27 protein-coding genes are annotated in these 23,428 nt (G+C 70.3%); 12 read left to right on the top strand and 15 right to left on the bottom strand.

All coding sequences use genetic code 11. From position 1 onward, the window contains the following. The first annotated feature begins 75 nt into the window (after positions 1-75). Positions 76-450, top strand: a complete 375-nt coding sequence (locus AB0J87_RS51370; protein ID WP_363980226.1) for a VOC family protein — start codon at positions 76-78, stop codon at positions 448-450. A gap of 122 nt (positions 451-572) precedes the next feature. Here AB0J87_RS51370 and AB0J87_RS51365 read toward each other — a convergent pair whose 3' ends face one another. Both AB0J87_RS51365 and AB0J87_RS51360 read right to left on the bottom strand, forming a co-directional pair. Continuing rightward, on the bottom strand, positions 573-1,106 hold the full coding sequence (locus AB0J87_RS51365; protein ID WP_363980223.1) for a DUF1062 domain-containing protein: 534 nt from the start codon (positions 1,104-1,106) through the stop codon (positions 573-575). A gap of 348 nt (positions 1,107-1,454) precedes the next feature. After that, entirely contained in the window at positions 1,455-2,075 is a 621-nt protein-coding gene (locus tag AB0J87_RS51360; RefSeq protein ID WP_363980220.1) for a TetR/AcrR family transcriptional regulator, read from the bottom strand. A gap of 229 nt (positions 2,076-2,304) precedes the next feature. Between AB0J87_RS51360 and AB0J87_RS51355 the strand changes: the two genes are divergently transcribed. Next, positions 2,305-2,814, top strand: a complete 510-nt coding sequence (locus AB0J87_RS51355) for a hypothetical protein (RefSeq protein ID WP_363980217.1) — start codon at positions 2,305-2,307, stop codon at positions 2,812-2,814. Between the two features lie 230 nt (positions 2,815-3,044). Here the strand turns inward: AB0J87_RS51355 and AB0J87_RS51350 are convergent, their stop codons facing one another. Continuing rightward, a complete protein-coding gene (locus AB0J87_RS51350; RefSeq protein ID WP_363980214.1) occupies positions 3,045-5,369 on the bottom strand; it encodes a LuxR C-terminal-related transcriptional regulator in 2,325 nt (774 codons plus the stop codon). 205 nt (positions 5,370-5,574) lie between these two features. Here AB0J87_RS51350 and AB0J87_RS51345 point away from each other — a divergent pair, with 205 nt between their 5' ends. After that, positions 5,575-6,183, top strand: coding sequence for a hypothetical protein (locus AB0J87_RS51345; RefSeq protein WP_363980211.1), 609 nt, complete (start codon positions 5,575-5,577; stop codon positions 6,181-6,183). 4 nt (positions 6,184-6,187) lie between these two features. Here the strand turns inward: AB0J87_RS51345 and AB0J87_RS51340 are convergent, their stop codons facing one another. The 5 genes from AB0J87_RS51340 to AB0J87_RS51320 all read right to left on the bottom strand — a co-directional run bounded on the left by AB0J87_RS51340 (position 6,188) and on the right by AB0J87_RS51320 (position 9,474). Continuing rightward, complete coding sequence (locus AB0J87_RS51340; RefSeq protein ID WP_363980208.1) at positions 6,188-6,580, bottom strand: ATP-binding protein; 393 nt, start codon at positions 6,578-6,580, stop codon at positions 6,188-6,190. Further along, positions 6,577-6,768, bottom strand: a complete 192-nt coding sequence (locus tag AB0J87_RS51335) for a DUF5999 family protein (protein WP_363980205.1) — start codon at positions 6,766-6,768, stop codon at positions 6,577-6,579. The genes AB0J87_RS51340 and AB0J87_RS51335 overlap by 4 nt, the downstream gene beginning before the upstream one ends. A 104-nt stretch (positions 6,769-6,872) precedes the next feature. Beyond that, positions 6,873-7,976, bottom strand: a complete 1,104-nt coding sequence (locus AB0J87_RS51330; protein WP_363980202.1) for a hypothetical protein — start codon at positions 7,974-7,976, stop codon at positions 6,873-6,875. A gap of 203 nt (positions 7,977-8,179) precedes the next feature. Continuing rightward, the gene (locus tag AB0J87_RS51325; RefSeq protein WP_363980199.1) at positions 8,180-8,692 is read right to left on the bottom strand and encodes a hypothetical protein; all 513 of its coding nucleotides are present in this window, start codon (positions 8,690-8,692) and stop codon (positions 8,180-8,182) included. Further along, complete coding sequence (locus tag AB0J87_RS51320) at positions 8,689-9,474, bottom strand: MerR family transcriptional regulator (RefSeq protein WP_363980196.1); 786 nt, start codon at positions 9,472-9,474, stop codon at positions 8,689-8,691. Before AB0J87_RS51320 ends, AB0J87_RS51325 begins: the two co-directional genes overlap by 4 nt. 89 nt (positions 9,475-9,563) lie before the next feature. On the opposite strand from AB0J87_RS51320, the gene AB0J87_RS51315 reads away from it, so the two are divergent. Then, complete coding sequence (locus AB0J87_RS51315) at positions 9,564-9,878, top strand: metalloregulator ArsR/SmtB family transcription factor (RefSeq protein ID WP_350736441.1); 315 nt, start codon at positions 9,564-9,566, stop codon at positions 9,876-9,878. Then, positions 9,875-10,675, top strand: a complete 801-nt coding sequence (locus tag AB0J87_RS51310) for an SRPBCC family protein (protein ID WP_363980191.1) — start codon at positions 9,875-9,877, stop codon at positions 10,673-10,675. Before AB0J87_RS51315 ends, AB0J87_RS51310 begins: the two co-directional genes overlap by 4 nt. Before the next feature lie 56 nt (positions 10,676-10,731). On the opposite strand, the gene AB0J87_RS51305 is transcribed toward AB0J87_RS51310, so the two are convergent. The 5 genes from AB0J87_RS51305 to AB0J87_RS51285 form a co-directional block, all read right to left on the bottom strand. Continuing rightward, complete coding sequence (locus tag AB0J87_RS51305; protein WP_363980188.1) at positions 10,732-11,784, bottom strand: DUF4037 domain-containing protein; 1,053 nt, start codon at positions 11,782-11,784, stop codon at positions 10,732-10,734. Positions 11,785-11,874: 90 nt separating this feature from the next. Next, entirely contained in the window at positions 11,875-12,606 is a 732-nt protein-coding gene (locus tag AB0J87_RS51300; protein WP_363980185.1) for a GNAT family N-acetyltransferase, read from the bottom strand. Positions 12,607-12,612: 6 nt separating this feature from the next. Continuing rightward, positions 12,613-14,043, bottom strand: coding sequence for an adenylosuccinate lyase (purB, locus tag AB0J87_RS51295; protein WP_363980182.1), 1,431 nt, complete (start codon positions 14,041-14,043; stop codon positions 12,613-12,615). 72 nt (positions 14,044-14,115) lie between these two features. Continuing rightward, positions 14,116-16,509: an excinuclease ABC subunit UvrA gene (locus tag AB0J87_RS51290; protein ID WP_363980179.1), complete on the bottom strand. Its 2,394-nt coding sequence runs from the start codon at positions 16,507-16,509 to the stop codon at positions 14,116-14,118. 102 nt (positions 16,510-16,611) lie between these two features. Beyond that, positions 16,612-16,968: a VOC family protein gene (locus AB0J87_RS51285; protein ID WP_363980176.1), complete on the bottom strand. Its 357-nt coding sequence runs from the start codon at positions 16,966-16,968 to the stop codon at positions 16,612-16,614. A gap of 170 nt (positions 16,969-17,138) precedes the next feature. Between AB0J87_RS51285 and AB0J87_RS51280 the strand changes: the two genes are divergently transcribed. The 3 genes from AB0J87_RS51280 (at position 17,139) to AB0J87_RS51270 (ending at position 19,092) form a co-directional block, all read left to right on the top strand. After that, positions 17,139-17,513 carry a helix-turn-helix transcriptional regulator gene (locus AB0J87_RS51280; protein WP_363980582.1) on the top strand — a complete coding sequence of 125 codons (375 nt, stop codon included), beginning with the start codon at positions 17,139-17,141 and terminating at the stop codon, positions 17,511-17,513. Positions 17,514-17,523: 10 nt separating this feature from the next. Beyond that, positions 17,524-17,940, top strand: a complete 417-nt coding sequence (locus AB0J87_RS51275) for a VOC family protein (protein WP_350736462.1) — start codon at positions 17,524-17,526, stop codon at positions 17,938-17,940. 123 nt (positions 17,941-18,063) lie between these two features. Continuing rightward, positions 18,064-19,092 (top strand): methyltransferase, encoded by a 1,029-nt coding sequence (locus AB0J87_RS51270; RefSeq protein WP_363980172.1) that lies wholly within the window; start codon positions 18,064-18,066, stop codon positions 19,090-19,092. 173 nt (positions 19,093-19,265) lie between these two features. Here the strand turns inward: AB0J87_RS51270 and AB0J87_RS51265 are convergent, their stop codons facing one another. Both AB0J87_RS51265 and AB0J87_RS51260 read right to left on the bottom strand, forming a co-directional pair. After that, positions 19,266-19,829 carry a dihydrofolate reductase family protein gene (locus tag AB0J87_RS51265; protein ID WP_363980169.1) on the bottom strand — a complete coding sequence of 188 codons (564 nt, stop codon included), beginning with the start codon at positions 19,827-19,829 and terminating at the stop codon, positions 19,266-19,268. 81 nt (positions 19,830-19,910) lie between these two features. Beyond that, positions 19,911-20,339 (bottom strand): MerR family transcriptional regulator, encoded by a 429-nt coding sequence (locus AB0J87_RS51260; protein ID WP_363980166.1) that lies wholly within the window; start codon positions 20,337-20,339, stop codon positions 19,911-19,913. A gap of 177 nt (positions 20,340-20,516) precedes the next feature. Here AB0J87_RS51260 and AB0J87_RS51255 point away from each other — a divergent pair, with 177 nt between their 5' ends. The 4 genes from AB0J87_RS51255 to AB0J87_RS51240 all read left to right on the top strand — a co-directional run bounded on the left by AB0J87_RS51255 (position 20,517) and on the right by AB0J87_RS51240 (position 23,388). Further along, on the top strand, positions 20,517-20,753 hold the full coding sequence (locus AB0J87_RS51255; RefSeq protein WP_363980163.1) for a hypothetical protein: 237 nt from the start codon (positions 20,517-20,519) through the stop codon (positions 20,751-20,753). A 188-nt stretch (positions 20,754-20,941) separates the two neighbouring features. Further along, on the top strand, positions 20,942-21,382 hold the full coding sequence (locus AB0J87_RS51250) for a nuclear transport factor 2 family protein (protein ID WP_363980160.1): 441 nt from the start codon (positions 20,942-20,944) through the stop codon (positions 21,380-21,382). A 62-nt stretch (positions 21,383-21,444) separates the two neighbouring features. After that, positions 21,445-22,008, top strand: a complete 564-nt coding sequence (locus AB0J87_RS51245; RefSeq protein WP_363980157.1) for a YceI family protein — start codon at positions 21,445-21,447, stop codon at positions 22,006-22,008. Between the two features lie 132 nt (positions 22,009-22,140). After that, positions 22,141-23,388, top strand: a complete 1,248-nt coding sequence (locus AB0J87_RS51240; RefSeq protein ID WP_363980154.1) for an FAD-dependent oxidoreductase — start codon at positions 22,141-22,143, stop codon at positions 23,386-23,388. The last annotated feature ends 40 nt before the right edge of the window (positions 23,389-23,428 follow it).

Genomic DNA, 23,428 nt, shown 5'->3' with positions numbered 1-23,428 from the left:
CATTCGCCAAAACCCGGACCGGTCCTCCTCTCAAGGATTGGCGGCGTGGGGTGGATGCCCCGTAAGGTGCCGATCATGGCTTGTCGTATTTCCGAACTGATCATCAAATGCCGGGACCCGCAACGGCTGGCGGCCTTCTGGTGCGAGGTGCTGGACTTCATCGTGCTCGACGACACCGACGACGGCGCGGTGGAGATCGGACCACGGGAAGGGTTCGGCGGATTGCAGCCGACTCTGGTCTTCAGCCCCGCCACCGAGCTCAATGCGGGCAGTCCGCGGCTGCACTTCGACGTCAACGCCACCGACCGCGATCAGGACGCCGAACTCGAACGCCTCCTGAAGCTCGGGGCGCGCCCGGCCGACATCGGCCAGACGGGCCAGGAGTCCTGGCACGTCCTGCTGGACCCCGAAGGCAACGAGTTCTGCCTCCTGCGAAGGCGCCTGAGCTGACCCTCTGGCTGGGTACGTACATGTTGCCGGTGGAGCGGGACTGAGGCGGTCGCCGTGACGGCACGCAGAAGCACTGCACCCGTCCGTCGTAGCCTCAGTCCCACCCACCACTTCTCCCGGCCCTATTCAGCGGGCATGACGACGAACGAGAAGTCCGCGGTCGTCGTGCGGTTGAGGGGGAGGTCGCCCTTGATGCGGCGCCCGACCTCGCCCCTGCTGATCCCGAGCCCCTGGGCGATCAGCCGCTCCGGGCGGACGGGCACGGGATCGAGGAAACCGACGTCCACCCGGTATGGCCATGCCGTCTCGGCAGCCGATGACTCCAGCTGCCAGGCGCCACGCCAATCGAGGGTGAACCGGTTGCGCCGTGCGACCGCGGGGTCCAGGAGCGTGTGAGCGACGAGCGCCTGATCGTTGTCCTCGAAGGCGCGGAGCCTGGCCGGATCCAGCGATCGGACCGGTACCCGCTCATGGACGGTGATCTTCGAGGTCCGGTCGCAGCCGACGCAACGGACGAGCAGCCACACGTCAAGCAGCTTGCCGTTGGCGTTGATCCGGAACCTGCCCTCGCCGACGGTGGCCGCCTGCGCCTGGCAGTCCAGGCAACGCACGGTGAGCAGCGGCAGCCGAGTCCTCCGCACGGTCCAGGGCAGCACGAAATGATCTCTATGGGATTGTGAAGACATGATCTCTCTAAGACCTGACACAAAACGCTGAGTGGCCGGGGCGGCTCAGAGGTTCAGAGCAGCCCGGCGAGACCGACCACGAGGCCGGTGAGAAAGCGCAGAAGAAGATGTCAGGCAGCGAGAGCAGGCGGCGTCACGCGACAGTCCCCACGACGAATCCGATAGTGCTGGCTGCACGCTACTGGATCACCGGCGAGCGCCACAATCGAATTTGTCTCCTGCCGATCATCGGCGTCGGCCGGGGCGGGCGCCAGCCACCATCGTGGCGAGGGAGAGGACGTCCCCGAGGGCGCCGGTGGACAGGGGCAGGGCGGATGGTCAGGTGCGGGCCACGGCCTCTTGTGGCGTACGGGCGCCGAGCAGGGCAAGGCAGTTCGCCCACAAGGGGCCGAGCCGGTGGGTGCTGTTGTAGAGCTTGGCGAACAGCACCTGGCCCTCGAGCTGGGCGACCACCGCCCGCGCGGCCTCCCGGGGGTCGGCCACCTCGACCTCCTGCCGCTCGAGAGCCTCGGCGATGACCGATGCGACCATCTCGACCTGCGCGTCGAAGATCTCCTGCAGCCGGGTGCGGATGGCCTCGGTCTGGTTGCTCATCTCCAGGGTGAGGTTGCCGAACAGGCACCCCGAGACGGTGCCGCAGCTCTGCTGGGCGGCACGCAGGCCGGCCTCCGTCTCCTCGAACAGGCGGCGCAGCCGGGGCAGCGGGCGCGCGTCACCGTTGAGAGCGGCCGCCCAGGCGCGCTGCTGAGCGGCCCAGTGCTCATCGATGACGGCCAGCGCGAGGGACTCCTTGGAGTCGAAGAAGTAGTAGAAGCTGCCCTTGGGCACGCCGGCGGCCCGGCAGATCTCGGCCACCCCCAGGGCCGAGTAACCATGTGTCTCGATGAGCGAGCGTGCGGCGCTCAGGATCCGCTCGCGAGCATCACTGGTTCGGCCCATGAGGCCAGTTTACGACCGGTCGACTACCATCCGCGGGGCCGTCCTGCGCGGCCCTTCCGGTGCAGGTCACGCCCTTGATCATCCGGTCGTGGCGCGGACATCCCCGTACGGACATACGGGTGAATAGGTACCCATATGGGGATTTATCCCGTCTTCCTCGTGGGCGGGTCGGAGCGAAGCTAAACGTGTCTCTGAACACATGCGCCAACACGGGGAGGAGACGATACACGTGCCAGCCATGTTGCAGCCGCACATCGAGCACGGCACCGCCGGACAGCAGCCCACGCTGCGCCTGCTGTCCTGGAACGGGCTCCTGGCCATGGGGGACGGCCTGGCCGTTCGCGCCGGGTGGGCGGGGCAGGACCGCTCGGCCTCGTGGCTGCTGTCGGCACGGCCTTCGGCGGTGCCGAGCGCGCGGCGCATGACCGCGGTCCGGTTGGCCGCCTGGGGGTTGTGCGAACACGCCAAGAACGCCGACCTGCTGGTCGGCGCGCTGGTCGCCGACGCCCTGCGGCACGCCACCGCCAAGGTCAGGCTCTCACTGTGGGTCGAGGACGACCTGCTGCGCTGCGAGATCGAGGACGACCGCAGCGCGCTCGCCTTCACCGCATCGTGCCGCAAGGCCGCCGATCGCGCGCACAACCCGGTGCTGGCCCGGCTGGCCTGCTGCTGGGGGGTCGCCGGCAAGGTCGTCTGGTTCGAACTCGTCACCGGCGACCGCGCCTGCGAGCACGCCTGAGCCCGCCCGGCACGTACACCCGTACCCGCCGCCCGAGCGGCACCGAAGGAAAGGAACGACGCATCGTGCGCCACACAAGGATCCGCGTCTCCAAACGGCCGACACGCCGCCCCGCCCAGGGTGTGGACCTGCGGACCCCGTCAGGACGGGCACTGCCCTACTGACATCGCCGACGGCCGGAACCGGCCCTCACCCTGGAGCCGGTTCCAGCCTCCCCAGCACCGATCCCCTCAGTCGTGCCCGTTGGCCCGGGCCCGCTCCCCCACCCACACCGCGATCTGCGCCCGCGAGTTGAACCCCAGCTTGGTCAAGATGTGCTCGATGTGCCCCTCCGCCGTACGCTGCGCGATCACCAGAGACGCCGCGATCTCCTTGTTCGTCATCCCCTGGGCGACCAGCTCGGCGATCTCCTTCTCCCGCCGCGTCAACGGCGTCTCCTCCGCCGCCTTGGCAGGCTCGGGCCTGTCCTCCTCCAGGGCGTAGGCCAGAGCCTCCTCCAGCGGCAGACGCGCCCCGCGCCGCACGGCCGACTCGAACGCCGCCTCCCCCAGCACCTCACGCATCGCCCGGTCACAGTCGTCGTGATAACGGGCCAGATGACCGTACCCCGACAGCGGCGCCCCGGCACAGCTCCACATGGTCTCCAGCACGCCCAGCAGGCGGGCCGCCCGCTCGTGACGGCCCTGGCTGGCGGCGATCCAGGCCAGCGCCTCGATGTTGACGCCCGCGCCGAGCGGGTCGCCGACCGCGCGGTTGAAGGTCAGGCTCTGCTTCTCCAGCTCGGTCGCCCGCTCCAGATCCCCCTGGCGCCACACCTGCACGCCCAGCGCCATCGTCGTGTACGCCTTGTGCCAGCCCTCCCCATAGGCCTCGCACTCGGCCAGGCACTCCTCGCCCGCCGCGATGGCGGCCGAGGAGTCACCCAGGAACGAGTGGGCGAGCGTCAGCCGGATGAGCGACAGCGCGATCCCGACCGGGTCGCCGGTACGGCGATGGCGGGCAAGGGCGTCCCTGTATAGCTCGATCGCGGCTTCCGTTCGCCCCTCGCACATGGCCACCATTCCGCGGAACAGGGCCACGTAGGCCAGCACCGGCTCGTCCTGCAGCTCCTCGCCGAGCCGGCGGCTCTCCTCGAGAAGCGCGGTGGCGGCCGGCATGTCGGCTTGAATGATCGCCAGCCAGCTGCCGGCCCACAGGGCGCCGGCCCGCACCCGGCTGGGCTCGGTGTCGGCGGCCAGCGCCTGATCCAGCCAGCCGCGCCCCTCAGCCAGGTAATAACTGGTGATCCAGTGATACAGCAGGTCGCCGGACATGCTCAGCCCCGCGCGGGCCTCCTCCGGCGTGTTCAGCCAGCTGTCCAGGGCGGCCCGCAGGTTGGCATGCTCGCGCCGCAGCCGGGCGAACCACGCCACCTGGCCGGGCCCGAACAGCTCCGCCCTGGCCCGCGCCGCCAGATCGCGGTAATAAGTGCGGTGCCGTCGCTGCAGGGCGGGCTCGCAGCCGGAGCCCGTGAGCCGTTCGCGACCGTACTGCCGCAGCGTCTCCAGCATCCGGTAGCGTACGCCGCCCGGATGGTCCTCTCGAATCAGCACGGACTTGTCCACCAGGCCGATCACCAGGTCGAGGACGTCCTGCGGGTCGATCCCGTCCTCGCCGCACACCGCCTCGGCCGCCTCCAGATCCAGGCCCCCCGCGAACACCGAGGCCCGTTCCCACAACAGGCGTTCTTCTTGCGAACACAGCGCGTAACTCCAATCGATCAGCGCCCGCAGCGTCTGATGCCGGGGCAGCACCGCCCTCGACCCTCCGGTCAGCAGGCGGAAACGGTCGTCGAGCCGGTCGAGCAGCTGCTCGACCGACAGGGCCCGCAACCGCACCGCCGCCAGCTCGATCGCCAGCGGCAGCCCGTCCAGCAGGCGCACGATCCGGGTGACGACCTCCCGGTTGTCCTCCGTCACGGTGAAGGACGGCAGCACGGCGCGGGCACGTTCGGCGAACAACCGGACCGCGTCCTGCCGGATCAGCCTCTCCAGCGGCACCTGAAGATCCGGCAGCGGCAACGGCGAGACGGGCACCGCCTGCTCGCCGGCGATACCCATCGCCTGCCGGCTGGTGGCCAGCACCCGCAGATCCGGCGCCGCCCGCAGCAGCGCCTCGCTCAGCGCCGCACACTCGGCGATCATGTGCTCGCAGTTGTCGAGGATCAGCAGCGCCTGCTTGTCGCGCAGATGACAGGTCAGCACCCGCATCGGCGTGTCGCCGGTGTGGTCGCGGATCTCCAGCGCCTCGGCCACGGCCTCGGCGAGCATGGCCGGGCCGTCCAGCTCGGCCAGCTCCACCAGCCACACCCCGTCCCGGAAGGCCCGCCGCACGTCCTGGCCGACCCGCACCGCCAGCCGCGTCTTGCCGACACCGCCCACGCCGGTCAACGTGACGGCCCTGGAGGCGGACAGCAGCTGTTTGACCTCGGCCACCTCGTGCCGACGCCCCACGAAACTCGTCACCTCGGCCGGCAGCCCGCCGTTGGGCCGCCCTCCGTAGGTGCTGGCAGTCACCGCTGTCATTGGCGCCTTCCGCGACGCGGCCGGCGCTGCCGTCGGCCCGCATCCCACGTCGTCGCCCCCAGGTTATGTCGCGGCCGTTATCCCAGACGAGCACGGTCAAGAACCCACAACAAGTTTTGGCCATCGCATGGTGTAACGGCGTCTCGACCTTGACGGCCGGCCGCTCCTAGCGTGGGGGGAGGGAGGGGAACAGACCATGTTCATCCAGGTCATCGAGGGCCGGGCGATCGAGGTCGACGATCTGCACCAGGCGCTGGAGCGGTGGGTGCGCGAGCTCTCGCCCGGCGCGCAGGGCTGGCTGGGCACCACGGCCGGCGTCACCGACGACGGCCTGTTCGTCAACGTCGCCCGCTTCGCCACCCGGACGGCCGCCCACCGCAACGCCGACCGGCCCGAGCAGGGGCAGTGGTGGGTGGAGACCGCGAAACTGTTCGCCGGCGAGGTGACCTTCCTCGAATCCGACGAGGTCATCGAAATCCTGGGCGGCGGGTCCGACGAGGCGGGGTTCGTCCAGGTGCTGCAGGGGCGCGTACGCGACCACGCGCGGGTGCGCGAGGTGCTGCAGCAGGGGCAGGAGGAGCTGGCGGGCTTCCGTACGGACCTCATCGGCGCCACCGCCGCGCTGTGCGGTCAGGACAGCTGCGTCGAGACCGCCTACTTCACCAGCGAGGTGGCGGCCCGGCAGGGAGAGGCCAAGCTGCAACCGCCGGCGGTCCGGGAGCTGCTGCGGGCCTGGCAGGAGCTGTTCGTCTCCGACGTGGACTTCTTCGACCTGCGCGAGCCGTGGCTGTACTCGCCGCGCTAACCGCTCACACATGGGCCGGCATCCGTACGGGCACCTCGAACCAGACCAGCTTGCCCCGGCCCGTGGGAACGCTGCCCCAGCCGGAGGAGAGCACCTCCACCAGCAGCAGCCCGCGCGAGCCCTCGTCGTCGCGGCAGGCGGCACGCGGGCTCGGCGGCACCGGACTGGAGTCCTCCACCTCGCAGCGCAGCAGCCCGTCGGCCGCCGACAGGCTCATGCGCACCAGGCCCCGCGCGTGCCGGACCGCGTTGGTGACCAGCTCGCTGATCAGCAGCTCGGCGTAGTCGCACGCCTGCTGCAGCCCCCACTCCGCGAGCTGGGCGCGGGCGGCGTGGCGGGCCCGGCGCACCGAGTGCGCCTGGGCGGTGAACGTCCACGACGCCGGCGCGGCGCTCACGCGGCCCGCTCCAGGACGGCCGCCGGGACGATGCTGCGCCCGTCGGGCAGCAGCTCGCCGGTGTCGTCGAAGAACACCACCCCGTTGCACAGCAGTCCCCATCCCTGCTCGGGGTGGTAGGCGATCAGGCGCGCGGCCTGGTGAGCGGCGGAGTTCGCCGGAGGACAGGGAGGCTGGTGCGTACACATGGTGCGGATTCCCCCGTTCCTCGCATCCAGCTGGTTATCCGTACGCTTCCAACGTGCCTCACAACACCACGCCAAGAAGAGGTGAAAAATACCCTTATAGGTACCTATGTCTGGTAGGTACCTAGTGTCGTCAGCGCCTCCCGGCCCTCATCCCACCGCCACCGCACATCGCGGCCACTCAGGTGCACCCCGCCGATCCAGCGGTCCACGCCGTTCAGCCGCACATGATCCTCCTCACCCGCCAGCACCCGGGCACCCACCGCGGTCAGACCCACCACCGTCGCCCATCCGACCGGCCCGCCGGCCGGCCGAAGATCCAGCAGCGGACACGGCGCCCCCGCCAGGCGCTCCATCATCGCGAAACACCACGTGTCCCCCAGATACCGGCGCGCCTCCCGGGCCGTGGCCCGCACGAAGACATCCCCGGCCGAACCCCCCTGCGCCGCGGCGGCCAGGACCCGACGCTCGGTGAGGGAGAGCCCATCACGGGTGGAGGGATACTCCCGGCACAGACGCTCGAACGCCTCACCCAGGAAACGCAACTCACCGGAACGGACCGCCGCGATACCCGGCAGACCCTCCGGCGTCGGAGCACGAAAAGCCGCCCACGCCCGGGTCGCCAACTCCAGCGCCGCCGGCGACAACCTCGCGCACGCCCGCGTCGACGGCAACTCCCGCAACTGCTCCGCACGCAACTCACCCAAGCCACCGAACCCCGCGATGCCAGGATGCTCCCCGATACAGATCAACGTGACAGCCTCGGCCGGCACCCCCAACTCCGCCAGCCAGGCCAGAATCTCCACGATCTGCAACTGATCGTACAGATCAGCCTCGAACCACAGCACATACTCGCCGCCCCGGTTGGCCTCCACAGCCGCATCCCGCTCCACGAACATCCGCAGCCCCTCACCGCGGTCATCGGCACCCGCCCCCACCAGGAACGCGGCCCTGACCCGGCGCAACTCCTCCCGCCCCACCGCCGGAACCGGCCCCTCATGCAGCACATCCCGCCAGAACACGATGCGCCGGGCCAGCCCCGTGCCCGCCAGATCGGTGCCGTCACCGTTACTGATGTGCAGCGCCCCCAGCCAGTCCCGCTCGGCCGCAGGCTGCTCGCCCAGGAGCCGACGGCGCGCCACCGCGTACGACTCACCGGTCTTGGCCATACGGGCACGCACCCGCCGCTTGAAATCCGCCTGCTTGGTCATGAACATCTCCCGAACGCCGCCGCGGCGCCCCCCCAGCGACCGGCGCGGCAGACGCACGACCAACCGGCAGATCCTCCGTCCGAGAGGTGAACCTCCCTTTGCCTCCATCAGGTGACCCGGCTGGGGGCGGGTGGCCGGAGGTTGGGCGGGGACGGCCGCCACCGGCCATGCTAACCCCGCCCCACCGGCCCCCGCGAGACCCCTCAGCCCGGACGCACCGGCTGACGCAGCACCGTACGCGGCTCCGGATCATCGAACGCCGTCAAATACACCTCATGATGCAACCCATTGGGCACCAGCCCCCGCTCCGCCATGAACGCCTCCATCACCGCCAGCGACCGATACTCCTCACTGAAGGCGCCCACATGCAGCACCTCCACACACTCACCCTCCGTGAACGTCACCACCCGCACCCGATCCACCGCCGCCCCCGACGAACGCGCACCCTCCCGCGCCCGCTCCACCAGCCCCGCCTCCGGCACCCCCGCCAGCGGCAGCAGCAGATGCCAGCGCCACAACTCCCGCGGCACCTCCAACCCCGGACGCTCGTCCTCCACGAACCACAACCCCTCCAGCGGCCCCGCCGGACCGCCCATCCCCGCCACCACCGCATACAGCGCGCCGATGGCCGACACGTGCTCACTCCCGCCCGGCTCACCCATGCCCGTCACATTCAGACAGGTCACCGGACCGTACGTGGCCAGCTCAGGATTCATGACTCCTCCAAACAGATCATCAGATGCGTAACGAGACGCTCAGGCGAGGTCACGGCCGGATCCGACACGTACACCTCGCGAATCGGCCCCCGAACCGCACACCGGCGCTCACCACACCAGGCCAGCACCGCATGCGCCGTCAGAGACATCTGGTCATAAGGCCCCACATGCGTCGCACAAGCGAACCTGCCCCCCGGCAACACCCGCACCGGCGCACCCCCACCACCCTCCCCGTCCCCGAGCACCCGGGCGGCCTCCACGTCGAACACCTCACCGAAATCCACCGGGAACAACCCGATCAGCTGAACCGGCCCGGCAGGCCCCAGCACACGCGACAACGCCGCCGACACCGCCCGCCCCACATCCTCCGGCCCCGCCGCCCGCTCGGTCGCCACCGCCACCCGCCGCGCCGGCTCCTCCACCACCCGCACCGGCACCGACGGCAACCCCTGCGCCATCACCCGCTCCAGCGACGCGAGCGTACGACGCCGCCGCGCCAGCTCCGCCTCCAACTCCTCCCTGACCCCCTCAAGCGCCTGCGCCCCGCCCGCCAGCACCTCACCCACCACCGCCAGCGGCACATCCAGCGACCGCAGCAACGCGATCGACAACGCCACCCGAGCCTGCGACGCCCGGTAAAACCGGTAACCCGTCACCGCGTCCACCTGCGCCGGCCGCAACAACCCCAGCTCGTCATAGTGACGCAACTGCTTCACACTCAACCGCCCCAACCGGGCGAACTGCCCGATCGGCAGCAACTCCTCGTCCACGCCGACCAGCATGGACCCTCCCACCGAGGGAGAGTCCAGCCGGCTCCACGACCAATACATGCCCTTGCAGGCATATAGCCAAGCGGGTATATTAACGAGCCATGCGCTTCGACGTGCTCGCGGAACCCGCCCGCCGCCACATCCTCGACCTCCTCCTCGAACGCCCCCGCCTCGTCAGCGAACTCACCACCCACCTCGGCCTCACCCAACCCGGCACCTCCAAACACCTCCGAGTCCTGCGCGAAGCCGGCCTCGTCACCGTCCGCAAAGACGCCCAACGCCGCTGGTACGAACTCCGCCCCGCCCCCCTCGCCGAAATCGACGCCTGGCTCACCCCCTACCGCAAACTCTGGAACCACAGCCTCGACCGACTCGAACACCACCTCGACACCATGGAAGAGGAAGACGACCGATGAACGAAAACCTCACCATCCACCCCGACGGCCGCACCACCCTGCGCATGCAACGCCGCCTCCCCCACCCACCCGAAAAGGTCTGGCGCGCCATCACCCAGCCCGAACACCTCGCCCACTGGTTCCCCGCCACCATCACCATCGACGGCGACCGCATCAACTACGGCTTCGGACCCGACGGCCACATCACCGAGAACAACCCACCCCACACCTACGCCCACACCTGGGGCGAGGACGAACTCCGCTGGGAAATCCACCCCGACGGCCCCCGCGCCAGCATCCTCACCTTCACCCACACCTTTACCGACCACCACGGCGCCGCCAGCTTCGCCTCCGGCTGGCACACCTGCCTCATGGCCCTGCTCCACACCCTCGACGAACGCCCCGCCCAGCAACCAGCCGACAAGCAACCCGCCGAATTCGCCCGCCTCCACGAGGACTACGTCGCCATCCTCGGCCTCGTCCCCGCCACCGCCGCAAACGGCGACGTACGCGTCGAACGCCAGCTCACCCGCCCCGCCGAAGACGTCTGGCACCTGCTCAACGGCGACGACGCCACCCCCGGCGACCCCCCGCCCGCCCCCTTCACCGCACCCGGCCTCCGACCCGGGCCGGTCACCCGCGCCGAGAGCGCCAAACTCCTCGAATACGACACCCCGACCGGCCCCGTCCGCTGGGAGCTCACCCAGGGCACCGGCCAGGGCGCCCGGCTCATCGTCACCCACACCGGCGACACCACCACCCTCGACGCCTGGCGCATCCACGTCGAGGAACTGGCCTCCGCCCTGGTGGATCTGTGATTTTTAATGGGTGAGGAGGGTGGTGCAACCACCCACGCCCTTTACAATGTAGATCACTAACCTCGGAGGCCGAGAACCGCCGCCGTCATGGCCCGCGCCCGCCCAGGCGCCGTCAGCAGGTCCGTCGAATCCGACAGCTGATCCACGCACCCCACCAGGGGCAATCCCCTGATCACCGGGTCCGACACCGACTCCAGCAGCGCCTGCGCGAACCGGTCCCCGCCGATCACCTCGAACGGCCGGTCGAAGAACCCCCGTACCCGCTCATCCAGCCGCTCGGCCAGCCCCACCCGGTTCTGCAGCGCCGCCACCCGCGCGTACGCCCCCGACAGTCCCTCCTGCCGCTCCCGCCAGGAGCGCGCCGCCACCGCCGCCCCCAGGCACTCCCCCAGCTCCGTCGAGCCCGGCATGCGCGCCAGCGCGCTGCCGAGCCATTTCGCGTACGGCGGGTAGCGCCGCCGCAACAGCAGAGCCAGCCGCATCACCTCCCGCGCCAGCCGCGCCCCCACCACGGCCGAGCCCAGCTCATCGCCCACCTCGCCACATCGGCCCGGGAACGGCTCCTCCTGCGCGATCCGCCGCCACTGACACGCCAGCACATAACGCCACACATCGTCCGGATACCAGCGCAACGCCGCCCGGGCCGTCTCCAGCCCGCCCCCGGGAACGGCGGCCTCCAGCCCGTCGTGGAACACCTCGCCCTGCGTCACCTCGGCCAGGCTCTGCCACGGCGCCGACAACCAGTCCAGCGGCGACACCCCCTCACGCGGATCGAAACCCAGCCGCTCCACCAGCCACGACCCCAGCTCCGTCACCGCCACCCCGGGCTGCACGCTGCCGTGATAGCCGAACACGGTCGGAAAACCGCCGAACCGCTCCGGCAGGCCCGCCACCACCTTCGCCCGCACCTCGGGCGCCATCCCGGGCGCCACGAACACCAGCACCCGCGGCCCCCAGTCATGATCGGCCGAGCGGGCCGTGTCGAACTCCAGCACCTCCGACCCCGGCCCGATCAACGCCGCACTGTGCGCGACCCCGGACACCAAAGGCGCCACCACCTCGCCGTAGAAGGCGCGGGACAACTCGATACCTGGTACAAAATCGGACATCACGCCGTCAACTCTGCCCCAGCGCCGCCCGAACCTCACCCGATTTTCCCGGCGCCCGCCCTGGAGTCAGCCGGGGGGTCAGCCAGGGAGTCAGCCGGCGACGTGAGAGGCCATCACCCGCCGGCGCCGGTAGCCGATCCGCTCATAGACCGTGACGGCCGCCACGTTGCCGTCGTCGACCATCAGCGCCGCCCGCCCGTAGGCGGCCAGCAACTCCGCCGACGCCCACCGGCACACCCGATCGGCCAGCCCACGCCCCCGCAGGCCCGCCTTCGTCGCCACCCCGGCCAGCAGCCCCACGCTGGGCGCCGGCCAGGCATCGGCCGCCACCGCCCCCAGCTCGCCGCCGACGCGCACCCCGGCCCACCGCCGCACCCCGGCGATGCCGGGCACCGCGTACGAGTCGGGCGCATCAGCCGCCAGCAGCGCCGCGACCTCGTCCTCGGCCTCCGGCTCCAGCCAGCCCACCCCGCCGGGAGCGGGGCCGTCCAGCGCCGGCAGGCTCATCCAGGAGAACGTCCCGGACTCGCGCAGGCCGTCGAGCTTGGCCGTCACCTCGCGTACCAGCTCCAGCTCCCCGAACGGCCGGTAGGAGGGCCCCAGCTCGGCCAGCGCGTACCCGACCAGCTCCACCGCGTCCGAGGCCGCACCCCACACTCCCAGCCGGTCGCGGCGCGAGGCCCCCGGGCCGGCGGCCACCACCGCCCCGCCCAGCGCCCACGCCCGCGCGCCGCCGCGCAGCCCCTGCGCCACCCACACCAGCAGGTCGTCGTCACCGCACGCGGCGCGCACCTCGGCGTCGTCGCGTAACTCCCGTATCACAGCTCGTTACAGGATGGCGCCGGGCCGGTAAGCCGCCGCCTCCGGGTGCGCCGTCACGACCTCGCCCACCTGCCGGGCCACGGCCTCCACCTGATCGGCGGCCGCGCCGGTGAACGACACCTGGTCGGCCAGCAGCGCCTCCAGCCGGACCCGGTCCAGCGGGAAGCGGATGTCGGCCGCCAGCAGGTCGAGCAGCTCGTTGCCGGCGCCGCGCGAGCGCATCGCCAGCGCCGCCCCCACCGCGTGCTCCTTGATCAGCTCGTGCGCGCTCTCCCGGCCCACCCCGGCCCGCACCGCCGCCATGAGCATCTTCGTCGTGGCCAGGAACGGCAGATAGCGGTCCAGCTCGGCGGCGATGACCGCCGGGAAGGCGCCGAACTCGTCCAGCACCGTCAGCATCGTCTCCACCAGCCCGTCGAAGGCGAAGAACGCGTCCGGCAGCGCCACCCGGCGCACCACCGAGCACGACACGTCACCCTCGTTCCACTGGTCCCCCGCCAGCTCGCCCGCCATCGAGGCGTAACCCCGCAGCACCACGGCCAGGCCGTTGACGCGCTCGCAGGAGCGGGTGTTCATCTTGTGGGGCATCGCCGACGAGCCGACCTGTCCCTCCTTGAACCCCTCGGTGACCAGCTCGTGCCCGGCCATCAGCCGGATCGTCTTGGCCAGCGACGACGGCGCCGCCGCCAGCTGCACCAGCGCCGTCACCACCTCGAAGTCCAGCGAACGCGGATATACCTGCCCCACGCTGGTGAAGCGGTGCGCGAACCCCAGGTGCGCGGCCACCTTCTCCTCCAGCTCGGCCAGCTTGCCCAGGTCGCCGTCCAGAAGATCGAGCATGTCCTGCGCGGTGCCCACCGGCCCCTTGATCCCGCGCAGCGGGTAGCGGCCGATCAGCTCCTCCAGCCGCCGGTAGGCCACCAGCAGCTCGTCGGCCGCCGACGCGAAACGCTTGCCCAGCGTGGTCGCCTGCGCCGCCACGTTGTGCGAACGCCCGGCGACCACCGTGGCCTTGTGCTCCTCGGCCAGCGACGCCAGACGCCCCAGCAACGCCACCACCCGGTCACGCACCAGCAGCAGGCTGTCACGGATCTGCAACTGCTCGACGTTCTCGGTCAGGTCACGTGAGGTCATCCCCTTGTGCACCTGCTCGTGCCCGGCCAGCGCGTTGAACTCCTCGATGCGCGCCTTCACGTCGTGCCGCGTCACCCGCTCACGCGCCGCGATCGACTCGACGTCGACCTGCTCGACCACCTTCTCGTAGTCGTCGACCGCGCCCTGCGGGACCGTCACCCCCAGCTCGGCCTGCGCCCGCAACACCGCCAGCCACAACCGCCGCTCAGCGATGATCTTGTACTCGGGGGACCACAGGCGGGCCAGGTCCGGCGAGGCATAACGCGAGGCCAGGACATTCGGGATACGCGGCTTGGACGTCACGTCGGACAAGTCTATTCACACGCCCGCGCCCGCACGGCACCAGGCCACGCGAGCGCCGCGATCACGCCCTGACTAGAAGGCGCCGACGTAGGCCGCCAGGTGCTCACCGGTGAGGGTGGAGCGGGCCGCGACGAGATCGGCGGGCGTGCCCTCGAACACGATCCGGCCGCCGTCGTGACCGGCGCCCGGGCCGAGATCGATGATCCAGTCGGCGTGCGCCATGACCGCCTGGTGGTGCTCGATGACGATGACCGACTTGCCGGAGTCGACCAGCCGGTCCAGCAGGCCGAGCAACTGCTCGACGTCCGCCAGGTGCAGGCCCGTCGTCGGCTCGTCCAGGACGTACACGCCGCCCTTGTCGGCCATGCGGGTGGCCAGCTTGAGCCGCTGCCGCTCGCCACCGGACAGCGTGGTGAGCGGCTGGCCGAGGCTCACATAGCCGAGCCCGACGTCGGCGAGCCGGCCGAGGATGGCGTGCGCGGCCGGCGTACGCGCCTCACCGGCGCCGAAGAACTCCTCGGCCTCGGCCACCGGCATCGCCAGCACCTCACTGATGTCACGGCCGCCGAGACGGTGCTCCAGCACCGAGGCCTGGAACCGCTTGCCGTCACACTCCTCGCACACCGTGGAGACGCCCGCCATCATCGCCAGGTCGGTGAAGATGACGCCGGCGCCGTTGCACGCGGGGCAGGCGCCCTCGGAGTTGGCGCTGAACAGCGCCGGCTTCACCCCGTTGGCCTTCGCGAACGCCTTGCGGATCGGGTCGAGCAGGCCGGTGTAGGTCGCCGGGTTGCTGCGCCGCGAGCCGCGGATCGCACCCTGGTCGATCGACACCACACCCGCGCCGGCCGGGATCGACCCGTGCACCAGCGAGCTCTTGCCGGAGCCGGCGACACCGGTGACGACGGCCAGCACCCCGAGGGGGATGTCGACGTCGACCTCGCGCAGGTTGTTCGCGCTCGCGCCGCGGATCTCCAGCGTGCCGGTGGGCTTGCGCACGCTCTCCTTGAGGGCGGCCCGGTCGTCGAGGTGGCGGCCGGTGACGGTGCCGCTGGCCCGCAGCCCCTCCACGGTGCCCTCGAAGCAGACGGTGCCGCCCGCCGTACCGGCGCCGGGGCCCAGGTCGACGACGTGATCGGCGATCGCGATCGCCTCCGGCTTGTGCTCCACGACGAGCACCGTGTTGCCCTTGTCGCGCAACCGGCGCAGCAGGTCGTTCATCCGCTGGATGTCGTGGGGGTGCAGGCCGATGGTGGGCTCGTCGAAGACGTAGGTGGTGTCGGTGAGCGAGGAGCCGAGATGGCGGATCATCTTGACCCGCTGCGCCTCGCCGCCCGACAGCGTGCCCGCCGGCCGCTCCAGCGACAGGTAACCCAGACCGATCTCCACGAACGACTCCAGCGTGCGCAGCAGCATCGCCAGCAGCGGCGCCACCGACGGCTCCTCGAGGCCGCGAATCCATTCGGCCAGGTCGCTGATCTGCATCGAGCACGCGTCGGCGATGTTGACGCCGTCGATCCGCGAGGAGCGGGCCGCCTCGCTGAGCCGGGTGCCGTCGCACTCGGGGCAGGTGGTGAAGGTCACGGCCCGGTCCACGAACTCCCGGATGTGCGGCTGCATCGCCTCCCGGTCCTTGGACAGGAACGACTTCTGGATCTTGGGGATCAGCCCCTCGAAGGTGAGGTTCACGCCCTCGACCTTCACCTTGGTCGGCTCCCGGTAGAGGAAGTCCTGCATCTCCTTCTTGGTGAAGTCGCGGATCGGCTTGTCCGGGTCGAGCAGGCCGGACTCGGCGTAGACCCGCACGGTGAAGAAGCTGTCGGACTTCCAGCCCGGGATGGTGAACGCGCCCTCGGCCAGCGACTTGGAGTCGTCGTAGAGCTGGGTGAGATCGATGTCGGAGACCGCGCCCCGGCCTTCGCAGCGCGTGCACATGCCGCCGGTGCGGGTGAAGGTCTGCACCTCCGTCCTCTTGGCGCCGCGCTCGACGGTGATCGCGCCGCTCGCCCGTACCGAGGGGACGTTGAAGGAGAAGGCGTTGGGCGAGCCGATGTGCGGCCGCCCGAGCCGGCTGAACAGGATGCGCAGCATCGCGTTGGCGTCGGTGGCGGTGCCGACCGTGGAGCGGGGGTCGGCACCCATGCGCTGCTGGTCGACGATGATCGCGGTGGTCAGCCCGTCCAGCACGTCGACCTCGGGCCGCGCCAGCGTCGGCATGAAGCCCTGCACGAACGTGCTGTACGTCTCGTTGATCATCCGCTGCGACTCCGCGGCGATCGTGTTGAACACCAGCGAGCTCTTGCCCGAGCCGGAGACCCCCGTGAACACCGTCAGCCGGCGCTTCGGAATCTCGATGCTGACGTCCTTGAGGTTGTTCTCGCGTGCGCCGTGCACGCGGATCAGATCGTGGCTGTCGGCAACGTGCGGCGCAGGCGACTGCGGGTCCGTCCTCGTGGCCTTGCTCATCGTCTCTCCATCTGTCGGGCAGGACCGCCTGGCTCGATCCGACCAGTTTCGAGCATTATGTCTGGTTTTTTGGTGTCAGCACGGTGAGCGGGAACCCCCCGCTCACTGGTCCTGAAGCAGCCCCAGCACGTTGCCATCGGCGTCGGTCACGGTGGCCACCAGACGGCCGCCGCCGACGTCGCGCACGGCGTCCTTCACGGTGGCACCGGCAGCGGTCACCTCGGCCAGCTTCGCCTCGATGTCCGGCACGTGCCAGTACGCCACCGGCGAGGTCATCGCCTGCGGTCCACCGGCCGGCACCAGCCCGATGTGCTGGCCCGCGGCCTCGAAACCGACGTAGTAGGGCCCGTCGGCCACCGGCTCGACGCCCAGCAGCGCCGCGTACACCGCCTTGGCCTTCGCCAGGTCCGCCACCGGGTGCAGCACCGTCTTGATCCCCTGGGTGGAAGAGTCGCTCATGGTTCACTCCTGTTCGAAAAGGTGAGGTCTGTGCTGGTCACGCTAGCCGCACCGTACCGATGCGCGCTTCTCCATTCCTGACCGGTCGCGCCCGGATCCTGTGAGAAACTGACCAGGTGAGACGGCAGGACCTCGACGATCTCGTCCGGCTGCGGCGGGCCCGCGACCGGATGGACCGCGACTACGCCGAGCCCCTCGACGTCCCGGCGCTGGCGCGTGACGCCCTGATGTCGTCGGGCCACTTCTCCCGCAGCTTCCGCGCCGCCTTCGGCGAGACGCCCTACAGCTACCTGATGACCCGCCGCATCGAGCGCGCCAAGGCACTGCTGCGGCGCGGCGACCTCTCCGTCACCGAGGTCTGCTTCGCGGTCGGCTGTACGTCACTCGGGTCGTTCAGCACCCGATTCACCCAGCTGGTCGGCGAGAGCCCCAGCGCCTACCGGGCCCGCGACCACGACCACGCCGCCGACATCCCCGCCTGCATGGCCAAGATCTACACGCGACCGGTCAGGAACGGAGAAGCGGGCCCCTCCACCCGCCCATAAAGTGAAGCGCATGGACATCAAGCTCTCCACCTGCTTCATCGCCGTCGACGACCACGACAAGGCGCTCGCCTTCTACCGCGACGTCCTCGGTCTTGAGGTACGCAACGACGTCGGATACGAGGGAATGCGCTGGGTGACCATCGGGTCACCCTCCCAGCCGGACGTGGACATCGTCCTCGAACCACCACTCGCCGACCCCAACGCCTCACCGGCCGACAAACAGGCCATGGCCGAGCTGATGGCCAAAGGCCTGCTGCGCGGCATCATCTTCACCACGGACGACTGCGACGCCACCTTCGAGCGCATCAGCGCCGCCGGTGGCGAGGTGCTGCAGGAGCCGATGGACCAGTTCTACGGCGTCCGCGACTGCGCCTTCCGCGACCCCGCCGGCAACATGCTGCGCTTCAACCAGACTCTCGCCAAGTAAGCCCCGCGGAGCAGCACAGCCGCCTCATGTCGGGGCTTTGGGGGTTGGTCTTGTGCGGTCGGTTGTCCACAGCCCCACGCCCTTTACAATGTAGATTCGTAAGCTGGGGCGCATGATAAGTGCATGACGAGCGACGACACCCCCCTGGACGGGGCCGCCGCATGGCGGGCCCTGACGCCGCTGATGGACCTGATGACCCCGATGGCACTCCGGGTGGCCGTGACCCTGCGGCTGCCCGACCTGGTGGACGAGCACGGCTCCGGCCTCGACGACCTGGCCTCCCGCGCCGGCGCCGACCCCGACGCGCTGGGCCGGGTGCTGCGCCACCTCGTCGGCCGCGGCGTGTTCACCGAGCCCCGGCCCGGCACGTTCGCGGTGAACGCGACCGCCGCCCTGCTGCGCCGCGACCACCCGTCCGCGGCGTGGCGGTGGCTGGACCTGGACGGGTTCGGCGGCCGGATGGACCTGGCCTTCACCGGCCTGCAGGACACGGTGCGGACCGGCCTGCCCGCCTGGCCGGCGGTGTTCGGGGCGCCGTTCTGGGACCACCTCGACGCCGATCCCGAGCTGAGCGCGTCCTTCGACGCGACGATGGCGGTCAACGCCGCGGGCCGCGAGCTGGCGGAGGGCTACGACTGGCCGGCGCTGGGCCGGGTGGCCGACGTCGGCGGCGGCACCGGCAGGCTGCTGGCCGAACTGCTGCTGCGCCACGACGGCCTGCGCGGTCTGCTGATCGACCTGCCGGACACCGTCTCACGCGGACAGCGCTACCTGGCCGAGCACGGGCTGGCGGACCGGTGCGAGACGGTCGGGCGCAGCTTCTTCGACGAACTGCCCACCGGCGCCGACGCGTACGTCCTCAACCGGGTGCTGCACGACTGGGCCGACGCCGAGGCGACCGCCATCCTGCGCCGCTGCGCCGGCGCCGCGGGCCCGCACGGACGGGTGCTGATCCTCGAGTCGCCCAGCACCTCGGAGGTCGATCCGGCCATGTTCGCGGAGATGAACCTGCGGATGCTGGTCCTGACCGGCGGCCGGGAACGGACGGTCGACGACTACCGGACGCTGGCCGCGGCCGCCGAACTGCGGGTCGCCGCCGTGCACGACATCCCACCGTGGCACACCGTCATCGAGTGCGTCCCCGCCACCTGACGATCCTCGCGCGCGGCCCGGATTCTCGGTGGCCTGTGCCAGAGTGGGCGCCATGTTCGCGATCACGGTGCAGACGGAGAACGGACAGCGGCACATCCGGGCCACCGCGCACGAGCTTGCCGACCTCGTCGGTTAGGCCGGCGCGGAAGCCGCCGGGCCTGTTGGCGGCGGGTTCAGGCGCGCTTCGGTTCGTAGTGCAGCGCGGTGATCCCGCAGTCGAACGGCCGGGCCGCGACCAGGCGCAGCCGCTTGTAGTCGCCGGCGTCGCCGAACACCGGCATCCCGGAGCCGATGGCGACCGGGTTGACGAACAGGTGGAGCTCGTCGAGCAGCCCCTGGGCGATCAGGCTCGACACGAGCGTGCCACCACCATAGGCGATCATGTCGCCGCCCGGCCGGGCCTTGAGCCCGTTGACGATCTCGGCGAGGTCGCCGCCCGCGACCACGGCGTTCTCCCAGGGCGACTCGGTGAGGGTGTTGGAGATGACGACCTTGGGCGTGTCGTTCATCTTGTCGATGGACTTCTGGTCCTCGCCCTCCGGCCCGGCCGCCCACGCGGGGATGAACCCCTCGGCGAGCCTGCGGCCCAGCACGATGCAGTCGACGGGGTCGGTGAGCGCGTCGATGTAGGCGTTGATGTCGTCGGTCCACGGGAAGTTCAGCCAGTCCATCTCGCCCTTCGGGCCGGCCATGTAGCCGTCGACGGTCATCTGGACCTGGAGTTTGAACGTGCGCACGAGGTGCTTCCTTCCGGACCGAGGGGTGGTGATCCAGAGCGTAGCGGCGCGCCCGTACGACTCGCTCGAGATTCCCTCCGCTCAGACCAGGCACCCGTCCTGGCCCTGGTCATGGAGCCCGGCCGCGCTCTCCACGATGCGCCGGTAGTCGGGGCACTGGGTGAAGTCGTCGGCCGTGCACCGCATGAGGTGCTCGATCAGCGCCTTGGACGCCGCGAGCTCCCGCTGACGTTCCTCCAGCTCGGCGTGATGGCGCTGGAGGAGCGCCTGGCGTTCGGCCAGGCCGTAGGCGCCGAGCATCTCCCGGATCTGCTCCAGGCTCATCCCGCCCGCCTTCGCGCGGATGATCGTCAGGACGCGGATGACGTGGTCGCGGGTGTAGCGGCGGCGGCCGCTCACCCGGGCGGCCGGGGTCAGCAGGCCCATCGCCTCCCAGTGGCGCAGGACATGCGGCGCGAGATCGAACCGCTCGGCCAGCTCTCCGATCTGCATGAACTCGCTTGACCTCATGTTGACATTAACTTGCAGAGTTGCCTCCACGTCAAGCGATCATCGCTTTGGAGGCGAGCTCGGCCGCGCGGAGCCGGCCGCCTGCCCGTCGGTCCAGGCGCGGCACGGCACGGTCACCGGGGCGCGCGCCCTGGACGACGGCGGCTTCCAGGCGGCTGGAGCTGCCCGGGCTTCCACGTGGAGCTGCCCGGTGGCAAGACGGCCTGGGCGCGGCGGCCGCTGCCTGCCACCACCACCGGGCCGGCCGACGAGCTGCCCGGCCCGCGCGGGATGCGGGCGCCGTGGGGCCGCTCCGCCTTCCACTGCCCGTACTGCCACGGCTACCAGTGCGCCGGCAAGCACGTCGCGGTGACCGGCGCGGACCAGCGGCCTTCCTGGTGCAGTGGCGTGGTGTGGGGGCCATCGCGACCGTAGAGGACAAGCGCTTATGCCTTCAAAGACCGGCTTTGCCATGAACAGATAACTCGAACTGCACACGCCATCATGCCACCCAGAGCATAACGCCATAGCAATATTAATCTTAGACAAGATAACTCCAGAGCCATAGCGTCGGAGGTGTGAGAAGCCAAGATTCCGCCGCGAAGGGAAGGGCTGGGGTAGCGATGCCCACGCAACGCGAGGTAGATGAAGCCAAGATCCGCCAGCTGGTCGGCAAGATCGTCGAAGGGCTCCAAGGCAAGGATCTCGAGGGTCTGAAGCGGCTTTACGCAACGGACATCGTGTCCTTCGACATCGAGCCGCCGCTCCAGCATGTGGGGATCGAGGCGAAGCTCAAGAACTGGGCGCCCGTGTTCACGTTCTTCGAGCGTGTGACTTATGAGGTTCGCGACCTGGCGCTCACTGTGGGCGATGATGTGGCGTTCGGGCACGCGTTCGCTCGTCTCAGCGGCACGCTGAAGTACGGGACGGCGACGAGCGGTATGTGGGTCAGGGTCACCTACTGCCTCCAGAAGATCGACGGCACCTGGTTGATCGTGCACGACCAGGTCTCGGTGCCGCTCGACATCTCCAGCGGCAAAGGCGTCGTCGATCTCGAGCCCTGATCCTGCCACCCCACTCCCGCCTGCGCCGCGTCGCCGCGGCACCCCATCCATGGAGGAAAGCCATGATCCCCGTCCCCGCGACCGTCGAGATCCCGGGTTATCTGGTCGGCACCTGGAAAGCCGACCCGGTGCACTCCGAGATCGCTTTCACCGTCCGTCATCTCATGATCAGCAAGACGCGTGGCCGGTTCACCACCTACGACGTCACGATCGTTACAAGCGAGGACCTGCTGGCCTCGTCGGTGGCCGCGACGATCGACCTCGCGTCCATCGACACCGGCCACGAAATTCGTGACAACCACCTGCGCACCGCCGACTACCTCGAGATCGACAAGTACCCGACGATGAGCTACCGCTCGACCGGCATCCGCCAGACCCGCGACGGTTGGGCCATCGACGGTGAGCTGACGTTGCACGGCGTCACGCGGCAGGTACCGCTGGCCGTCGAGGTGAACGGGTTCGGCTCGGACCAGTGGGGTGCACAGCGGGCCGGCTTCTCCGCGACCGCGGAGATCAACCGGCGCGACTTCGGCATTGACATCAGTACCCCGATGGAGGCCGGTGGCGTCGTGGTCGGCGACAAGGTGTCGATCAGCCTCGAGGTCCAGGCCGTTCTCCAGAAGTGACCCGGCCCGGACGGGCGGCGCGCAAGGCCCCCATCCACCGATCGTGTGGTGTCCCGATTCCGCGGTTCGACCGAGCGGGATCGGGACACCGCCCCTGCGGTTCAGCGCCTCGTCGAGCTCAGGAGGATCGCCATGAGCACTGATCCCGGCATCGTCATCATCGGAGCGAGCCTGGCCGGCGCGAAGGCCGCCCAGGCCCTGCGGCTCGACCACGGCTACGACGGGCCGATCACCCTCGTCGGCGACGAACCCCACCTGCCGTACCAGCGCCCTGCCCTGTCCAAGGGCTACCTCCTGGGCACCACGGGGCCCGCCGACCTCGATGTCCTGAAGCCGCAGTTCTACGCCGACCAGGACGTCACTCTGGCACTCGGCGTCCCCGCCACCGCCCTCGACCTGGACGCCCGGCGCGTACGGCTGGGCGACGGCACGGAGTTCCCCTTCGCCCGGGTGCTGATCGCCACCGGCGCCCGCCCGCGCCGCCTCCAGGTGCCGGGCGCCGATCTCGACGGCGTCTGCTACCTGCGCAACCGCGACGACAGCGAACGCCTGGCCACGGCCCTGAGCGCGGCCGGTGATGTCGTCGTCATCGGCGCCGGCTGGCTCGGCTCCGAACTCGCGGCCGCCAGTCGTACCTTCGGCAACCACACCACCGTCATCGACCCCCTGCCCACACCGCTCTACCACGTGCTGGGCGACCGGATCGGGGACCTCATCGCCCGCCGGCACCGCGACCACGGCGTGAGCCTGCTCCTCGGCGACGGCGTCGAGGCCATCCTCGGCACGCGCTCGGTCGAAGCCGTCCAGACCATCACCGGACGGACGATCCCCGCCGACCTCGTCATCGTCGGCGTCGGCGCCGCCCCCAACACCGAACTCGCCCAGGCAGCGGGACTGCACGTCGACGGCGGCGTCCTCACCGACGAGCACCTGCGCACCTCGCACCCGGCCGCCGTGGCCGCCGGCGACGTCGCCCGCCACCAGCACCCGCGCTACCTGAACCCCGTACGGATCGAACACTGGGACAACGCCGTGATCCACGGCACCGCCGCCGCGGCCACCATGGTCGGCAAGCCCTCGACCATCGGCCACGTCCCCTACTTCTTCTCCACCCAGTACGGTTCCACCCTCGAATACCTCGGACTCCCCACGACCTGGGACCGCATCATCACCCGCGTCGAGCACGCCACTCACGGATTCACCGCGTTCTGGCTCGACCGCCGCATCCCCGTGGCCGCCCTGACCATCGACAACCGGGGCGCCGCCGACCACCTGCGCACCCTCATCGCCACCGGGCACCCCGCCGACCCGCAACAGCTCGCCGACCCCGACACCCCCTTGCCGAACCTCCTGCCGAACGCGCCGAGCCGTACCTCGTGAGACCCTTTCGTACGACAGGCCAAAGGGGCCGAACCAGGCC

It is taken from the genome of Nonomuraea sp. NPDC049625 (assembly GCF_040675285.1).
Lineage (GTDB): Bacteria > Actinomycetota > Actinomycetes > Streptosporangiales > Streptosporangiaceae > Nonomuraea > Nonomuraea angiospora_A.
The sequence above is the reverse complement of the archived record's forward strand: the minus strand, read 5'-3'. Positions and strand labels throughout refer to the sequence as shown.

Excerpts from the sequence above, each read along its gene's own strand:
- AB0J87_RS51370 (WP_363980226.1), top strand. The coding sequence starts at position 76 with ATGGCTTGTCGTATTTCCGAACTGATCATCAAATGCCGGGACCCGCAA.
- AB0J87_RS51360 (WP_363980220.1), bottom strand. The coding sequence starts at position 2,075 with ATGGGCCGAACCAGTGATGCTCGCGAGCGGATCCTGAGCGCCGCACGC.
- AB0J87_RS51345 (WP_363980211.1), top strand. The coding sequence starts at position 5,575 with ATGTTCATCCAGGTCATCGAGGGCCGGGCGATCGAGGTCGACGATCTG.
- AB0J87_RS51335 (WP_363980205.1), bottom strand. The coding sequence starts at position 6,768 with ATGTGTACGCACCAGCCTCCCTGTCCTCCGGCGAACTCCGCCGCTCAC.
- AB0J87_RS51330 (WP_363980202.1), bottom strand. The coding sequence starts at position 7,976 with ATGACCAAGCAGGCGGATTTCAAGCGGCGGGTGCGTGCCCGTATGGCC.
- AB0J87_RS51325 (WP_363980199.1), bottom strand. The coding sequence starts at position 8,692 with ATGAATCCTGAGCTGGCCACGTACGGTCCGGTGACCTGTCTGAATGTG.
- AB0J87_RS51320 (WP_363980196.1), bottom strand. The coding sequence starts at position 9,474 with ATGCTGGTCGGCGTGGACGAGGAGTTGCTGCCGATCGGGCAGTTCGCC.
- AB0J87_RS51315 (WP_350736441.1), top strand. The coding sequence starts at position 9,564 with ATGCGCTTCGACGTGCTCGCGGAACCCGCCCGCCGCCACATCCTCGAC.
- AB0J87_RS51310 (WP_363980191.1), top strand. The coding sequence starts at position 9,875 with ATGAACGAAAACCTCACCATCCACCCCGACGGCCGCACCACCCTGCGC.
- AB0J87_RS51305 (WP_363980188.1), bottom strand. The coding sequence starts at position 11,784 with ATGTCCGATTTTGTACCAGGTATCGAGTTGTCCCGCGCCTTCTACGGC.
- AB0J87_RS51290 (WP_363980179.1), bottom strand. The coding sequence starts at position 16,509 with ATGAGCAAGGCCACGAGGACGGACCCGCAGTCGCCTGCGCCGCACGTT.
- AB0J87_RS51285 (WP_363980176.1), bottom strand. The coding sequence starts at position 16,968 with ATGAGCGACTCTTCCACCCAGGGGATCAAGACGGTGCTGCACCCGGTG.
- AB0J87_RS51280 (WP_363980582.1), top strand. The coding sequence starts at position 17,139 with ATGGACCGCGACTACGCCGAGCCCCTCGACGTCCCGGCGCTGGCGCGT.
- AB0J87_RS51275 (WP_350736462.1), top strand. The coding sequence starts at position 17,524 with ATGGACATCAAGCTCTCCACCTGCTTCATCGCCGTCGACGACCACGAC.
- AB0J87_RS51270 (WP_363980172.1), top strand. The coding sequence starts at position 18,064 with ATGACGAGCGACGACACCCCCCTGGACGGGGCCGCCGCATGGCGGGCC.
- AB0J87_RS51260 (WP_363980166.1), bottom strand. The coding sequence starts at position 20,339 with ATGAGGTCAAGCGAGTTCATGCAGATCGGAGAGCTGGCCGAGCGGTTC.
- AB0J87_RS51250 (WP_363980160.1), top strand. The coding sequence starts at position 20,942 with ATGCCCACGCAACGCGAGGTAGATGAAGCCAAGATCCGCCAGCTGGTC.
- AB0J87_RS51245 (WP_363980157.1), top strand. The coding sequence starts at position 21,445 with ATGATCCCCGTCCCCGCGACCGTCGAGATCCCGGGTTATCTGGTCGGC.
- AB0J87_RS51240 (WP_363980154.1), top strand. The coding sequence starts at position 22,141 with ATGAGCACTGATCCCGGCATCGTCATCATCGGAGCGAGCCTGGCCGGC.